11 protein-coding genes are annotated in these 14,551 nt (G+C 42.7%); 6 read left to right on the top strand and 5 right to left on the bottom strand.

Annotation, left to right across the window (positions count from 1 at the left end; translation table 11 throughout):
- Positions 1-26 precede the first annotated feature (26 nt).
- Together clpX and yihA are read left to right on the top strand one after the other, a co-directional pair.
- Entirely contained in the window at positions 27-1,271 is a 1,245-nt protein-coding gene (gene clpX / locus ECA01S_RS02685) for an ATP-dependent Clp protease ATP-binding subunit ClpX (RefSeq protein WP_067390654.1), read from the top strand.
- Between the two features lie 61 nt (positions 1,272-1,332).
- Positions 1,333-1,917 (top strand): ribosome biogenesis GTP-binding protein YihA/YsxC, encoded by a 585-nt coding sequence (yihA, locus tag ECA01S_RS02680; RefSeq protein ID WP_067390651.1) that lies wholly within the window; start codon positions 1,333-1,335, stop codon positions 1,915-1,917.
- Positions 1,918-1,985: 68 nt separating this feature from the next.
- On the opposite strand, the gene ECA01S_RS14310 is transcribed toward yihA, so the two are convergent.
- Positions 1,986-2,141, bottom strand: coding sequence for an SPJ_0845 family protein (locus ECA01S_RS14310; RefSeq protein ID WP_169792748.1), 156 nt, complete (start codon positions 2,139-2,141; stop codon positions 1,986-1,988).
- 138 nt (positions 2,142-2,279) lie between these two features.
- Between ECA01S_RS14310 and ECA01S_RS02675 the strand changes: the two genes are divergently transcribed.
- Positions 2,280-3,614, top strand: a complete 1,335-nt coding sequence (locus tag ECA01S_RS02675) for a hypothetical protein (RefSeq protein ID WP_067390648.1) — start codon at positions 2,280-2,282, stop codon at positions 3,612-3,614.
- 33 nt (positions 3,615-3,647) lie between these two features.
- Here ECA01S_RS02675 and ECA01S_RS02670 read toward each other — a convergent pair whose 3' ends face one another.
- The 4 genes from ECA01S_RS02670 to ECA01S_RS02655 form a co-directional block, all read right to left on the bottom strand.
- Positions 3,648-5,561, bottom strand: coding sequence for a PTS fructose transporter subunit IIABC (locus tag ECA01S_RS02670; protein WP_067390646.1), 1,914 nt, complete (start codon positions 5,559-5,561; stop codon positions 3,648-3,650).
- A gap of 1 nt (position 5,562) precedes the next feature.
- On the bottom strand, positions 5,563-6,483 hold the full coding sequence (gene pfkB, locus ECA01S_RS02665; protein WP_067390643.1) for a 1-phosphofructokinase: 921 nt from the start codon (positions 6,481-6,483) through the stop codon (positions 5,563-5,565).
- Positions 6,483-7,232 carry a DeoR/GlpR family DNA-binding transcription regulator gene (locus tag ECA01S_RS02660; RefSeq protein WP_067390640.1) on the bottom strand — a complete coding sequence of 250 codons (750 nt, stop codon included), beginning with the start codon at positions 7,230-7,232 and terminating at the stop codon, positions 6,483-6,485. Before ECA01S_RS02660 ends, pfkB begins: the two co-directional genes overlap by 1 nt.
- Before the next feature lie 139 nt (positions 7,233-7,371).
- Positions 7,372-8,928: a ClC family H(+)/Cl(-) exchange transporter gene (locus ECA01S_RS02655; protein ID WP_067390637.1), complete on the bottom strand. Its 1,557-nt coding sequence runs from the start codon at positions 8,926-8,928 to the stop codon at positions 7,372-7,374.
- Positions 8,929-9,083: 155 nt separating this feature from the next.
- Between ECA01S_RS02655 and pcrA the strand changes: the two genes are divergently transcribed.
- Genes pcrA through ECA01S_RS02640 form a run of 3 tightly spaced genes read left to right on the top strand, consistent with a single transcriptional unit; the run spans position 9,084 to position 14,469 of the window.
- On the top strand, positions 9,084-11,345 hold the full coding sequence (pcrA, locus tag ECA01S_RS02650; protein WP_067390634.1) for a DNA helicase PcrA: 2,262 nt from the start codon (positions 9,084-9,086) through the stop codon (positions 11,343-11,345).
- 12 nt (positions 11,346-11,357) lie between these two features.
- A complete protein-coding gene (gene ligA / locus ECA01S_RS02645) occupies positions 11,358-13,376 on the top strand; it encodes an NAD-dependent DNA ligase LigA (protein ID WP_067390631.1) in 2,019 nt (672 codons plus the stop codon).
- A complete protein-coding gene (locus tag ECA01S_RS02640) occupies positions 13,369-14,469 on the top strand; it encodes a CamS family sex pheromone protein (protein WP_067390628.1) in 1,101 nt (366 codons plus the stop codon). Before ligA ends, ECA01S_RS02640 begins: the two co-directional genes overlap by 8 nt.
- Positions 14,470-14,551: the final 82 nt, after the last annotated feature.

The raw sequence follows: 14,551 nt of genomic DNA, 5'->3' as shown, positions 1-14,551 counted from the left end.
TCTTTGTACAAATAAGGGGTGAAGAAATGTACGACAATACTGACAATACTGGCACTGTTCGCTGTTCTTTTTGCGGTAAAACACAAGAAGAAGTCAAAAAAATCGTCGCAGGACCAGGCGTGTATATTTGTAACGAATGTATCGATCTTTGTAAAGAGATTATCGATGAAGAGTTTTATGATGAAGCAGTTCGTGAATTTACGGATGTACCAAAACCCCAAGAGATCCTTGCTGTCTTAAATGAATATGTCATTGGTCAAGATCGCGCCAAGAAATCATTGGCTGTCGCTGTCTATAACCATTATAAACGGATCAATTCTATGGATGTCGATCATTCTGACGAAGTTGAATTGCAAAAAAGTAATATTTGTTTAATTGGGCCAACTGGGTCTGGGAAAACATTCTTAGCACAAACACTTGCTCGTACGTTGAACGTGCCATTTGCAATTGCAGATGCAACGAGTTTGACTGAAGCAGGTTACGTCGGTGAAGATGTAGAAAACATCTTACTGAAGCTTCTGCAGGCAGCTGACTACAATGTGGAACAAGCTGAACGTGGCATCATCTATATTGATGAAATCGACAAAATTGCCCGTAAGAGTGAAAATGTCTCAATCACGCGGGATGTTTCCGGTGAAGGAGTTCAACAAGCCTTACTGAAAATTTTGGAAGGAACTGTTGCAAGTGTGCCACCACAAGGCGGACGCAAGCACCCTCATCAAGAATTCATCCAAATCGATACAACAAATGTCTTGTTTATCGTGGGTGGAGCGTTTGACGGCATTGAAACGATCGTAAAAAATCGCTTAGGTGAAAAAACGATTGGTTTTGGTACCAACAATAAAAAAATTGCCGAAGGTGAGAGCGTAATGCAACAAATCATTCCAGAAGATTTGTTGAAATTCGGCTTGATCCCAGAGTTCATTGGGCGTTTGCCAGTGACGGCTGCTTTAGAAAAACTAACCAATGATGACTTGGTGCATATTTTGACAGAGCCAAAGAATGCGCTAGTTAAACAATACCAAAAATTATTGGACCTAGACGATGTTGAGTTGGAATTTGATCATAGCGCACTACAAGCGATTGCGGATAAAGCGATTGAACGCAATACGGGTGCTCGTGGTTTACGTTCCATTATTGAGGATGTCATGATGGATGTGATGTTCGATACACCTTCTGATGAAACCATTGAAAAAATCGTGGTAACAAAAGAATCAGTAGACGGACAGGGATCGCCAACAGTCGTTCGCCAAGAGAAAAAAGCAGGCTAATTATTAAAAAGAGCTCGGATTTTTTCCGAACTCTTTTTCTCTTTAAAGGAGGGAATACACAATGAAAGTGCATAATGCCGAAATCATCATTAGTGCCGTTCGACCGGAGCAGTATCCGCCAGGTGGACTACCTGAGATTGCGCTGGCTGGCCGCTCTAATGTTGGAAAGTCTTCTTTTATCAATACGATGATTAATCGAAAAAATTTAGCACGAACTTCTGGTAAGCCAGGGAAAACCCAAACGCTGAACTTTTATAATATTGAAGATACCCTACTGTTTGTGGATGTACCGGGCTATGGCTATGCTAAAGTCTCAAAAACAGAGCGAGCTAAATGGGGTAAAATGATTGAAACTTATCTGACAGGACGGGAGCCGTTGCGGGCGGTAGTTTCGCTAGTCGATCTACGACACCCACCAACTGCTGAAGATATTCAAATGTATGAATTTTTGAAATATCATAATCTGCCTGTTATCATCGTAGCAACCAAGGCTGACAAAATCCCACGCGGGAAATGGAATAAACATGAGAGTGTGATCAAAAAGCAGCTGGACTTTGATCCAGATGACCATTTCATCATCTTTTCTTCTGAGACAAAAGAGGGTAAAGATACCGCTTGGAAAGTCATCGAAAGTTTTATCAAATAAAAATGATGAAAAAGCACCAAAACTATCCCTCTAGTCAGAGATAGCTTCGGTGCTTTCTTATTTATAATTTACATTTTGTCAGCTTTTGGTGCATCCTTTTTTTCGACTTTGTCAGTTTGTTTTGCCACTAATTCTTTTTCCGGCAATTCCTTTTTATCAGGGTCGATGGCAAAGGATTCAAATAGTTTATCTAAAGTGTCTTCTCGTTGAAATTTCAAGCCCATATGGCTCACCTCCTGCAAAGCTAGTGTATCACTTTTAGCAAGGATACTACAAGTCGAGCTGTTTTTAAAATTATTAGAGTCATTTTAAGTGAATTCTCATTGAAATTTCGCTATACTTGAATTGAGGAGGTGGTACGGATGGAGAAACAAGAACGAATCTACATGGTGGGGCAACTTGCTAATTTTACAGTGGAGAGTGTCCGAACGGCGGTTCAAGATTGGCTGGTCTTTGTACGGTTGTTGACGGAGCCTGTTTCAATGCGTATCGGATTTGATAAAACACCTTTTGATTTAGAAAAAATGACGGCCGCAATTCAAGCCATCGACGCAAATACGGATATTTGGCTGATAGTTGAAGGGGTAGCGGGACGCTTCCAAATGCACATTCGACAACTGACGCTTTTTGAGCGAAATCTTTATGATAAAGAATTATTTTTTGGTCAGCAACAGGTCATTAGCGATTACTGTGATCAACGGATGATTGCCCATGGCGTTTACGGTTACATTCGCTCTTATGACGAATACCTGTACAACAACGTATCAGAGCTGAGTCAGCGGACTTTTGAGACTGCCGCTGAAACCGACGTACTGCCAAAAATGCGCAATGATGCGGGTGAAATCGTGGTGGATTGTAACCAGCTGGCGGGCTATGACGCTTTTTATAAAGGTCTGTTGTTGACGTCCTGCTGGAAGATGTATGTTAGTTCTTACTATTACCAAGTGATTCCTAAACAAGTATTTGAGGATGTGCAGCAGGTACAAGAATTACGTCACTTGCCCAATCAAGTCATGTGTATTGAACTATTCCAAAATCCATTGAACTGGGATTTAGAGGTGAATCAACATTTTCAGCGTCTTTTTCGCGACCAAATGGGGTATGATCAGCTATCGTGGAACAACGGCATCGGTATTTTAAGGCAGCCACTGATTGAATTTGCCTTTGGGGATCAAACGATTCAAACGGTTCAGTATCAAAATGGTCAATTGCAGCCGACAGTCAAAAAGGAGGCAACTCATTTTGTGACCCGCTCGTACGACTTTGTGAACCAACAATACGCTGAAAAACGGACAAAAGGCCGTCTGAATGCACGTGCTTATTTTCCGTGGATCGATGAAAGCCGCATGAATATGATGAACTATCGCGTCCTGAATCCTAAATACAGTGTGGATGATGGTTTATCTGCTTATGAGTTTTATATTCGTGATTTGTTGGAGATTGAAGTGACAGACGAACACTATCAGGAGTATACGTCTATTTTACGTTTCTACATTCCGCGGGAGTTCTTTGATAAGATTCCTTTGGAGCAGTTAAAGGAACAGTTTAAGGATACGAAAATTTCGCATGTCCGTAAGCGTCGTAACCAAGTTCGTTTTGATTTGAAAAAGGGAGAGAATCATCTACGCGTGATTTTCTTCGATTACAGCCATTTAGAAAAAATCGGAGATACTGTTCGGGTAGAACCGGAAGTATAAAAAGAGCAAAGCCCGCGGGCTTTGCTCTTTTTTTTAGTCTTGTTTGATTGGTTGTTTCAATAGTCCAAAGATAACACCAGAAACGATGGCACCAATGACGATGAATAACAGATAAAGTAATGGATGACTCAATAGCAGTACAACGAAAATTCCGCCATGAGGTGCGAGTAGTTTGATTCCGAAGGCACCGACTAAACCACCGGCTAAAGCAGAACCAGCGATAAAGCTAGGAATAGCCCGTAGTGGATCAGCTGCAGCAAATGGAATCGCGCCTTCTGTAACGAAGGATAGTCCCATGACGATGTTTGTCAAACCAGCGTCTTCTTGATCTTTTGTGAATTTCCCTTTGAAAAGACGTGTTGCGATGAAGATTGCTAGTGGCGGTACCATCCCGCCGGCCATTACCGCGGCCATTACCACACTACCACCTTCGGCAACCGTTGTTGCTAAGGTTGCAGTACCAAATACATAAGCCGCTTTGTTGATAGGTCCTCCTAAGTCAGCCGCCATCATGCCGCCAAGTAGAGCACCTAATAAAATGGCATTCGTCCCACTTAGACCATCTAGGAAGCCAGTCAAACCATCATTGATAGCTTTCATAGGCACATTGATTAGAAGCATTAAGGCCCCTGTGATCAATAGACCAAAAACAGGATAGAAGAGAATTGTTTTGATACCGTCTAATGATTTTGGCAAGCCTTTGAAAACCTTGCGTAAGAAGACGATCACGTAACCGCCAAGGAAACCACCAACTAAGGCACCTAAGAAGCCAGCACCACCGGCATTGGCCAAAGCACCCGCAGCAAAACCGACAACTAAACCAGGACGGTCAGCAATACTAGAAGCAATAAAACCAGCTAGAATTGGTAACATAAAGCCAAAGGCGGCGCTACCGATTTGGTTGAACCATTGCGCTGCTTGGTTATAGTTTCCTAATTCTCCTAAAGATTCCTGAGGAACCCCCATAAATTGGTCAATCATAAAGGAAATTGCAATCAAGATCCCGCCGGCTACCACGAATGGCAACATATGGGAAACACCGTTCATCAAATCTTTGTAAATACGAGAACCAATAGAACCGTCAGCCGAACCTTCATCTGAGCCAGTATTATTTCCGTCACCGCGGAAGGTTGGCGCATTGCCAGAAAGTGCTAAGTCGATCAATTCTTCTGGTTTACGAATTCCGTCACTAACTGGCCGATTAACTAACTCTTTGCCATCAAAACGGTTCATTTCAACTTTTTTATCAGCAGCTACGATGACCGCGTCAGCACGAGCGATATCTTCAGCAGTTAAGCGATTTTTGATCCCTTCAGAGCCGTTGGTTTCAACCTTGATATCAACGCCCATTTCTTTCGCTTTCTTCTTCAAGGCATCTTCTGCCATATAGGTGTGAGCAATCCCAGTTGGACAAGCAGTTACTGCGACGATATAGCGACGGTTAAAGTCTTTCACTTCTTGTTCCGCTTCAGCTTGTTCCTCTGCTTCTTTTTGGTCTTCAGCAGCTTGGAAGAGGTTTTGGACCTCATCCGGTGACTGCGCTTGTTTTAATTGTGCCACAAAATCTGGATTGATCAACAAACGGGAAAGGGCAGCTAAGGCTTGTAAATGGGTATCGTTGGCGCCTTCTGGAGCTGCAATCATAAAGAATAAGTACGCAGGCTGACCGTCTAGTGATTGATAATCAATCCCGTTTTTACTTTTAGCAAATAAAACCGTTGCTTCTTTTACAGCACTATTTTTCGCATGGGGCATCGCAATGCCATCCCCTAAACCAGTGGATGTCTGAGCTTCCCGGGCTAAGATGCCATCCTTATAGGTTTTGATGTCGCTAATGCGACCTTCGTCATACAATTTTTGGACCATTTCATCAATTGCACCAGCTTTATCTGTTGCTTGGAGATCCATGATCATGACATTTTTGACCAACAAATCTTTGATATTCATGTTACTCCTCCTCGATTTTTTCAATTTCGACTTTAGGGACTAGCGACAAAATCATTTCCTCAGATGCTAAATCATCGGAAAAAGCAGTTGCACTGCCACAAGCAACACCCCATTTAAAGGCTTCCAGCGGATCACCAGATTTGATGAATGCTCCGACAAAGCCAGCGATCATGGAGTCGCCTGCACCTACCGAATTTTTTAAAGTGCCTTTTAGTACATTGGCACGGTAGATTCCTTCATTAGTGAACAATAGGGCACCGTCACCGGCCATGGAGACCAGTACATGTTGGGCGCCTTCCGCCAGCATCCGGCGGCCATAGGGATAAATTGCTTCAATAGAGTCGAAGCTTGTTTGATAAAGCTCTGCCAACTCATGATTGTTAGGTTTTACCAATAATGGCTTTTTGGGCAAAGCAGCTAATAAATCTTCACCAGTGGTGTCGATAACGAATTGAGCGCCTTTATCTTGAATAATTTGAATCAATTCTTGATAAAAACCCTTCGTTAAAGAAGCAGGGGTACTACCTGACAAAATCACAACGTCTTCTGACGTGATTGTGCTGAGGGTTTGTTTCAACTGCTGCATTTCTTCATTAGAAATGACTGGACCTAAACCGTTGATTTCTGTTTCGGTATCCGATTTTAATTTGATATTGATCCGCGTGTCAGCTTGCACTGGCGTGAAATGGGTGGTGATCATTTCTTTTTTTAGCCAATCTTGGATAAACGTCCCTGTAAAACCACCTAAAAAACCTAAGGCAGTTGATTCAACGCCGATACGTTTCAAAATACGGGAAACATTGATTCCTTTGCCACCAGGCAATTTAAAATCTTCCTTCATCCGATTTAAATCACCAATCGCAAGGTGATCCACATGGACGATGTAGTCGATAGATGGATTAAGCGTTACAGTATAAATCATCATTCGATCTCCTTTAACTTTGTTTTTTCGATATAAGCTTGATGTAAGGCTGGTGCAAGCGTAGTGGTAATCAAGGTACCACTGTCAATAGCTGCTACTTTAGTGAAGGAAACATTATTGATTTTGCTAGCATCCACTAGGAAGAAAGTCTCAGCCGCATGTTCACTGGCTAAGCGCTTTAAGACGGCTTCCTCGGGGTCTGGTGTCGAATAGCCAAACTCGAGATGTGCCGCATTCATGCCTAGAAAAGTCTTGTTGAAACGGTAATTTGCTAACTGCTCTAGTGCGGAAGAACCTAAGATCGCGCGGGTAGAAGCTTTTAAAGCACCACCTAAAACGATAGTATCAATGCCGCGTTCTGTTAAGGCGACGGCATGGTCGACCGAATTGGTGATGACCTTCAATTCAAAAGTAGGTAGGTAGGGAATCATCTCGTAGGTAGTAGTGCCGGCATCCAAGTAAATAATATCGCCTTCTCGTAAAAGGCTAGCGGCATATTTGGCGATTTTTTTCTTTTCTTGAATGTTTTTGATTGATTTTTCCTGCATGTTGTATTCTTGACCTAATTGGATGATCCGCTTGGCACCGCCGTGAACACGTTCCAGCAGACCTTCGTCTTCTAATTCCTGTAAGTCACGGCGAATGGTGGATTCTGATGCATCCAATCGCTCGATTAGTTCCTGAGATTTTATGACTTGCTGGGCATCTAATAACTGCAAAATCTGTTGTCTACGCTCCTCGGTAAGCACTTACATCATCTCCTCGTTTTTATAATAGCACAGTAAAACGTCATATTCAATCATAAACATTTAAAAACGTTCAATATATTTTAGTTCCATCATAGAAAAACACTCACAAGCGTTGTTATCCGCTTGTGAGTGTCGCTTTTTAGGGTTGCTGTTCTAAGCTATAAGTTCGTTGCGTAATCTCTTGTTTGATTTTTTGTGAGATGCCCTCATCAGTTAAAATTAAGAGGACGTCGCCGCTATGCATGACGGTATCACCATGTGTCAATAACTCTGATTCACCACGGCGGATGGAGGTCAACAGCATATCTTTGGGCCAAGCAAAATCGCGCACCATTTGCCCATCTAGCGAACTTTCCGCGGTGATGGGGTACTCAATAATGGTTTTTTTACCGGTAATTGAAGGGACTTCTGAGGCCACTAAGCGTTCTAAAAGGGTCTCATAAATTGGTTTACCACCTAAAAAGTCTACGACCACATAACTAATCAAGGCCACTAAGCCTAAAGACATCAAATGACTCAAACTGCCCACCATTTCAGAGACTAAGATCATGGCGGTCAGCGGTGCCTTCCCAATGGCAGTAAAGTAACCGGCCATGGCGATGATTAAAAAGTTTTTTACATAGTGAGGATCCATACCAAAGAACTGAACCATTGCTAAGCCAAAGAATGTACCAATCAAAGCGCCTAATGTGAGGATTGGCAGGAAGATGCCTCCTGGTAAGTTGGCACCATAGGAAATCATAGAAAAAACAAAACGCAGCAGGAACAGGCCTAACACAATCCAAATGGTAGGCGCCTGTTTGCCTAGTTCTAAAACAATTTGATTACCGCCACCAAGGATGTCAGGAAAAGCCAAGCCGATTGGAATGATTAGCAAAAAGGGAACTAATCCGTAAAAATTTGGAGATAGGAAAGTTAGTTTGCCGTAAAATTTAGGCAAGGCTAGCAGCACTTTTTGATAGCCCCAACCGAGTATTCCTAGAAAAATACCTAGTAAGACTAGAAATCCATAATATTTTAGTGGCAATGGATCGACTTGTCCCACTGCCAAGACTGGTTTTAAGCCGAAAAAATTCAATGAAACAAAATTGGCACTGATAGCTGCGGCAAAAGAAGTTAGCCAAACTAAGGGTGAAAAATTATGATGGACTTCTTCTAGCACAAATAGTAGTCCAGCGATCGGCGCATTGAAAGCTGCTGCTAGACCAGCACTAGCCCCACTGGAAACAAAAATTTTTTCTTCTGATTTTGTCGTGTGGCGCATTTGACTGTAACCTAGCCCTACCATGGCACCCAACTGGATTGACGGCCCTTCACGACCTAAAAATAAACCAGAACCGACACTAATGATGCCGCCAATGAATTTTTTCCAAAGCACAGACCACCAACGCATATGGATCTGTCCCCGCAATTGTCCTTCAACTTGAGGGATGCCGCTACCCTTGATATCAGGATCGCTTTTTACTAGTAAACCGACGATGACCGCTAATAAGATGGAAATTGGTATCCAGAGCAATAGCCACTGTGGTTCATGCCGGAAAAAATGATAAAGTTGCGTTAAATAATGACTTAATTCTTCAATTCCCAAACGAAAAAGACTAACAACAAAGCCCACGATGACTCCAATCAACAATCCTTTTAAGATAAAGCCGATGCGTGTGCCGTCTAAACGTTTGATTTCATGTTCAGTTTTCATTTATACCCCTCCAATACTTAAATGTAGTGGACTGACAGAAAAATTTCAAGCTTTTATGAAAATGAATTTACCGTGGAAACTTACTGGTTTTTTAAAGAAGTTCAAAGCACTTTTTGATATAATAAAAAAGATTGCATAGAGAAAGGACGTTGCACATGGGAACAAAGGAAAACTTGCTGAACGGAATGAATCCAAAACAAAAAGAAGCCGTTTTGCATACAGAAGGTCCTTTACTGATAATGGCCGGCGCTGGTAGTGGTAAGACGCGGGTTTTAACCCACCGAATCGCCTATTTAATAGAAGAAAAAGAAGTAAATCCTTGGAATATCCTCGCTATTACCTTTACCAACAAAGCGGCGCGGGAAATGAAGGAACGGGTTAATAAATTGAACGCGAGTGGTGGGGAAGATGTATGGGTCTCTACTTTTCACTCAATGTGTGTGCGTATTTTGCGTCGCGACGTTGATTTTATTGGCTACAATCGCAACTTTACGATTATTGACAGCTCTGAACAGCTGACTTTAATGAAACGCATCTTGAAAGAGCTGAACATTGATCCTAAGAAATATGATCCACGCTCTATTTTGGGCACAATCAGTAATGCTAAGAATGAGCTGCTGACGCCTAAAGCTTATGGTGATCTGCAAGGAAGTTTTTATGAAAAAATTGTAGCAGATTGTTACGAAGCTTATCAAAAAGCACTCAGACAAAATCAGTGTATGGATTTTGATGATTTAATTATGAATACGATTCGCTTGTTTGAAGATCACCCAGATTCACTAACTTATTATCAAAATAAATTCCACTATATTCATGTGGATGAGTATCAAGATACCAACCATGCCCAGTACACATTGGTGAATATGCTAGCAGCACGGTTTCGCAATCTTTGCGTAGTGGGAGATGCCGACCAAAGTATCTACGGCTGGCGTGGTGCCGATATGCAAAACATCCTCGATTTTGAAAAAGATTATCCAGATGCCACTACGATCCTCTTGGAACAAAATTATCGTTCGACTAAACGAATCTTGACTGCCGCCAATGAAGTTATCCAAAATAACCAAAATCGTAAAGAGAAAAAACTTTGGACTGAGAACATCGAAGGTGAAAAAATCGTTTATTACCGGGGAGATAATGAACGGGATGAAACGCAATTTATCGTACAGCAAGTTCAAAGTGAAATCGCAAAACATCAACGAATCTATGGCGACTTTGCGGTGCTTTACCGAACAAATGCGCAATCACGGGTGCTGGAAGAAACCTTACTGAAGGCTAACATCCCCTACACCATGGTGGGAGGCCATAAATTCTACGACCGTAAGGAAATTAAAGACATTTTGGCTTATTTAAATGTGATTGCCAACCCTAGTGATTCTTTAAGCTACGGGCGAATTGTCAATGAACCTAAGCGCGGGATTGGCCAAACCTCTGTAGAAAAACTGCGGAGCTTTGCAGATATGCATGGCTGGTCACTTTTAGAGGCCTCACAAAACGTAGCCCTCAGTAATATTGGCGGCAAAGCGGGGAAGGAACTAGAAGGCTTCGGTCTCATGATGAGCGGTTTTAATGAAATGATCCCTTATTTGACCATCACCGAATTAGTGAAGGAAGTTTTAGATAAAAGTGGCTATGAAGCAGAGTTGAAACGGCAAAATACGCTGGAAGCTCAAAGTCGTCTGGAAAACTTAGAAGAGTTTCTAACTGTGACACAAGAATTTGATAAGCGATATAGTGAAACACCTGAAGAAGAGCAGGAAGCACCTGAAGATAAGTTAACGATTTTCTTAAATGATTTGGCGTTAGTTTCTGATATTGATGACTTAGAGGAAGAAACGTCCCAAGTGACCTTAATGACCCTGCATGCGGCCAAAGGGCTGGAATTTCCAGTGGTCTTCCTAATGGGCTTAGAAGAAGGTGTCTTCCCGTTATCACGGGCCATGATGGAAGAATCTGAACTGGAAGAAGAGCGTCGCTTGGCTTACGTGGGCATTACACGCGCTGAAGAAACGCTGTATTTGACGAATGCTTTCAGTCGGACGCTTTACGGGAAAACACAATACAATCGACCAAGTCGTTTTATTGAAGAAATTCCTGAGGAACTGTTAGCGCCAACAGGTCGGGTGGCCTCAGCGCCAGCCGCCTTTAAACCAAGAGAACAGAAAATTTTCCGCTCGCAACCAACTAACGGTGCCTTTACACAACCTAGTGCACCGCGCCCCGCAACAACTCAGAAAAAAGCCAGCGGCGGCGATAAAGTCGCTTGGCAGGCAGGGGATAAAGTCCAACATAAAAAATGGGGCGTTGGTATGGTGGTAAAAGTCAGCGGAACAGCACAGGATATCGAGCTGGACATTGCCTTTCCTAACCAAGGAGTCAAACGTTTATTGGCCGCCTTTGCGCCAATAGAAAAAATCTGAGAGGTGTAAGAGATGACAGATGCAAAAATAGCGGCAGAACGCGTAGATGCTTTGCGCGCCCAGTTAAATCAATACGCATATGAATACTATGTCAAAGACGAACCCTCAGTGGAAGATGCCGTCTATGACAAGCTTTATCGTGAACTAGAGGATTTAGAAAAGGAATATCCTGATTTAGTGACGCCGGACTCGCCTACACAACGTGTGGGCGGACGCGTGCTGGCAGGCTTTGAAAAAGTAACTCATGAAGTGCCTATGTATAGCTTGTCAGATGTTTTCAGCAAAGAAGAAATCATTCAGTTTGATGAGCGAGTTAAAAAAGCGGTAGGTGGCCCAGTTTCCTATTGCTGTGAGCTGAAAATCGATGGTCTGGCGATTTCTTTGCGCTATGAAGAGGGTCGCTTTGTACAGGGTGCTACGCGTGGTGATGGTACAGTAGGGGAGAATATCACCGAAAACCTGAAAACGGTCAAATCGATTCCTTTAAGACTGCAGGAACCGTTGACGATTGAGGTTCGTGGCGAATGTTATATGCCTAAAGAATCCTTTGCTAACTTGAATACACAACGAGAAGAAGAAGGCCAAGAAGTTTTTGCCAATCCACGCAATGCTGCAGCGGGGAGCTTGCGCCAGCTAGATTCCAAAATTACCGCTAAACGAAATCTTAGTACGTTTTTATATGCGACGGCAGATCGGACACCCTTTGCAGTTGATACGCAAGCAGGTTTACTGGATCGCCTGACGGAGTTAGGTTTCCGTGCGAATCCTGAAAAGCGCATTTGTCACACGGTAGCTGAAATCTGGGCCTATATCGAGGAAATGCACGAAAGACGTCAAGAATTAGCCTATGAAATTGATGGTATTGTCATTAAAGTGAATGATTTTGGTTTGCAAGACGAATTAGGCTATACCGTCAAAGCCCCACGTTGGGCGACCGCTTATAAATTTCCTCCAGAAGAAGCACAAACAGTGATTCGTGAAATCGAATGGACAGTGGGACGAACGGGGGTAGTCACGCCGACTGCTGTCATGGATCCTGTCCGTGTAGCTGGGACGACAGTCAGCCGTGCCAGTCTCCACAACGCGGACTTCATTCAACAGAAAGATCTACGTTTACTGGATACCGTCATGATTTATAAAGCCGGGGATATTATTCCAGAGGTTGCTCAAGTGGTGTTAAGCGCACGCGCTGCTGATAGCAAGCCTTATACCATTCCCACTCATTGCCCAGTTTGTCACAGTGAATTAGTCCATTTGGATGAAGAAGTGGCCCTGCGCTGTATCAATCCTATGTGCCCAGCTCAAATCAAGGAAGGGCTAAACCACTTTGTTTCTCGAAATGCTATGAATATCGATGGCTTAGGTCCGAGAGTCTTGGCACAAATGTATGATAAAAAATTAGTCAAGGATGTCGCTGACCTCTACAAAGTAACCACCGATGAATTAATGACCTTAGACAAAATCAAAGAAAAATCGGCCAATAATATTTATCAAGCCATCCAAGCTAGTAAAGACAATTCAGTGGAACGGCTCCTATTTGGCTTAGGTATTCGTCATGTGGGCGCCAAAGCGGCTAAAATTTTAGCTGAACATTTTGGTGATCTACAACATATTGCGACGGCTGATCAAGAAACAATTCTCCAATTAGATTCTATTGGCGAAATCATTGCGAATAGTGTTACGACCTATTTTGAAAATGAAGAAGTGCATCAACTAATCCGAGAATTTGCCGAAGCGGGTGTCAATTTGACCTATAAAGGTTTGCGTCCCGAAGCTGTGGCGGCAATTGATTCACCATTCCAAGGTAAAACCGTCGTTTTAACCGGGAAACTGCAGCATTTTACGCGTGATGAAGCCAAAGCCGCGATTGAACGGTTGGGTGGCAATGTCACTGGTAGCGTGTCTAAGAAAACAGACTTTGTTGTCGCTGGTGCAGATGCCGGCAGTAAATTAGCAAAAGCGGAACAACTGGGAATCCCAGTTTGGACTGAAGAACAATTGATGGAAGCAGAGGGTGACCAGCATGACTAAACGAACTTACCTTGTTGGACTAGGATTAACCGCGGCCCTAGCTTTATTAGGCGCTTGTGGCAATCTGGAAAAAGGCATCAATAATGTCGATCCTGCCCAACAAAATACGAATAACCAATCGATTACCACCGGTCGCATTGACAACGGTGTTTACCAAGCTGTCATGAAAGATGGCAAATATCAAGTTAGTAAGTCCCGTGACTTGAACGCTAGTCGGATGAATAGCGGCTATAATCAAGATAACTTTGAAAATGGGTTATTACGTCTGTCCCACGATGAATTTTCGGTAGACAAATATTATTTTCAAGAGGGCCAGTATTTAGATGAAGAAACTATTCGCAAATGGTTATCACGCTCTAGTGATGATGACCAAGGGTTGAATCCAGGCAAGGGGCCGATTATTTTTCAACAGCTGATGGAACAAGATTTTCTGGATGAAAACGGCAAAATTGCCGGTATTAGTCTAGGTTTTGCCTTCAATTCGGTCTATTACGACAATGATGGCAAGGCAACAGACATTAGCCGTGATGATTTGATGGCAAATGCTCGTCAAACAGTTAATAGTGTATTGACTCGGGTGCGTCAGCTAGACGGGTTAGGAAAAGTGCCAATCGTGATTGGTTTGTTTGAACAAGCCAGCAAGGACAATATTGTTGGCGGCACGTATATTTACAAAGCCGTCAGCAAAGATGGCAAGACAACGATTGACAAATTTGATTCCGTTAAAGAAGAATATGCCAGCCTGCCAGTGATTAATAACCAGACCAATGCTGCGACTGATGACGGCTTAGCAGGGAAATTTGATACATTCAAAGATTCTATCCAAGGCTTCTTCCCGAATCTGAGTGGTGTCACAGGTATCGCCTATTATCAAGAAGGCGTTTTGCAAAATGTCTCAATTGTGATTGAAACAAAGTATTATAGCAAAACAGAGATTACCAGCTTCACGCAGTTTGTCGGCAAGCAAGTAGAGTCAGTTTTCAACATTGGTGAGCCGGATATCGAAGTACAAATCAATTCTATTGAAGGACCACAAGCCTTTGTAGCAAAACGCTCTGGTGAGGAAGCTGTGTATTCGCATATTTTCCAATAGAAATTTTCAGACAGTTTTCAAAAATGACGGCTGTTTTCAGGAGTTTGTGGTATATTAAGTGGTATAGAAAAATCGATCCAGG

The sequence above is a fragment of the Enterococcus canis NBRC 100695 genome (genome assembly GCF_001544375.1).
Lineage (GTDB): Bacteria > Bacillota > Bacilli > Lactobacillales > Enterococcaceae > Enterococcus_H > Enterococcus_H canis.
Note: the sequence above shows the minus strand (reverse complement) of the source record. Positions and strands in the feature narration are given on the sequence as shown.